The organism is Polaromonas sp. P1_E1_2 (genome assembly GCF_056406035.1).
The window spans coordinates 1-1710 of sequence record NZ_JBFUAZ010000758.1 but is presented as its reverse complement, the minus strand read 5'-3'; the positions used below and the strand labels follow the sequence as shown (position 1 = coordinate 1710).

1 protein-coding gene and 1 pseudogene are annotated in these 1710 nt (G+C 60.4%); one reads left to right on the top strand and one right to left on the bottom strand.

All coding sequences use genetic code 11. The features are described 5' to 3' along the window. A pseudogene (locus tag AC1D1P_RS22570) lies at positions 1–409 on the bottom strand (ATP-dependent DNA helicase); the annotation flags it as partial. 249 nt (positions 410–658) lie between these two features. Between AC1D1P_RS22570 and AC1D1P_RS22565 the strand changes: the two are divergent. After that, positions 659–1597, top strand: a complete 939-nt coding sequence (locus tag AC1D1P_RS22565) for a DedA family protein/thiosulfate sulfurtransferase GlpE (protein WP_477674528.1) — start codon at positions 659–661, stop codon at positions 1595–1597. The last annotated feature ends 113 nt before the right edge of the window (positions 1598–1710 follow it).

Here is a 1710-nt window from a genome sequence, read left to right as displayed (position 1 = left end):
GTGTTTCCTGTGTGCTGGCCACGTCAAAGTACACCAGTGTCAGGTTGACGTCCTGCAGCTTTTTGGCTTCGCAAAGCAGCCAGCCGTAAATCTTCAGCTGTGCCCAGTGCAGGTGCCGGCGGTTGTCGGCCATGGCGTGCAGGTCGCCCCGGAAAGTTTTGACCTCTTCAAGCTGGTTGCGTTCAGGGTCGTAGCCGTCGGCACGGCCGCGCACCTTCAGGGTCTTGTACTCGCCCTCCAGGCTGACTTCGGCCTGATAGGACTCTGAGGAGTCTGCACGGCGCGATGCCACCATGGCGTGCCCGGCCATGCCTTCCAGTGCGGAGGGTGACGGCGTAAAGCGCAGGTCCAGGTCGCCATGCTTGGCCGTGAACTCGCACAGGGCCCGGACAGCCACAAGGTATTTCAATCGGTAGTCGCTCTCTGAGTCACGTGAACGGGGGAAGGGTTCATGGTAGCGCAGGCGCCGGGCGCCGCCCTCAAAATCAGCCCAAATAAACCAAATTGTCCGAATTGTTCTCCCCATGGAAAAAGAACATTGGCCGGGCCACCATTTACCGCTGAGCCGCGGCCGTCTACATTGCATGAACGGGCAACAAAAGCGGGGCCAAACGGCTTTGCAGACCGCAACGACCCCCGCAGAAAGTAACGCGACTCCATGGAACAGATCATTGTGTGGCTCGAGCACTACGGGCTCGCCGCCGTTTTCCTGAATGTCGGGCTGGAACAGCTCGGCTTGCCGATCCCGGCCTATCCGGTATTGATCCTCACCGGCGCATTGAGCTTTAACGGCCAATACTCCGCGGCAGGCCTTATCTTCACCGCCGTCCTGGCTTGCCTGGCCGCGGACAGCGTCTGGTACTGGGCCGGTCACCGCTACGGCAGCCGCGTGCTCAAAACGCTGTGCCGCATTTCCCTGTCGCCCGACTCCTGCGTGCGGCAAACCGAATCCATCTTCACGCGCTGGGGTGTCAAGTCGCTCATCCTGGCGAAGTTCATTCCCGGGTTTGCTTCGCTCGCCACAGCGCTGGCCGGACGCACCGGCATTCCCTTCGGCCGCTTTCTGGTTTTTGATGCGCTGGGCGCAACGCTTTACGCCGGTGCCGGCGTGGGGATCGGCATGATTTTTCATGACGCGGTGGCCGACGTGCTGGCCATTTTCGAGCAGATGGGACRCATCGGGCTGATGGTGCTGCTGGCTGCATTTGCGCTCTTTCTGTTGCACAAATGGTGGCAGCGGCAGCGCTTTTATCGGCAGCTGCGCATGGCCCGCATTTCACCGCAGGAGCTGCTGCAGCTCACGCAGCAGAACAAGCCTGCCGTCATCCTGGACGTGCGCACGGAGCTGGCGCGTGCCGGTGGCGGCATTATTCCGGGAGCGCTGGTCTGGTCGGACCTGGACCGTACCCGTGCATCGCTTGATATCCCGCACGATGTCGCCGTGGTCGTTTATTGCGCTTGCCCCAACGATGCTTCTGCAGCCCTGGTGGCCAAGCGCCTGATGGCGGCCGGGTTCAGCAATGTCAGGCCGTTGCATGGCGGCATCGACGCCTGGCAAGCGGCCGGGCTGGCACTGGAATACCCCCAGACTGCCTGAATGGAGTGATGGTACTAATTGCCAAATACCGACCGGCAATTCGTGTAATTCAGAGGACCTATTGATTGCTATAAGAGGAGGTCTTAAGTATGCTAAAACCAGGACAATCTAAT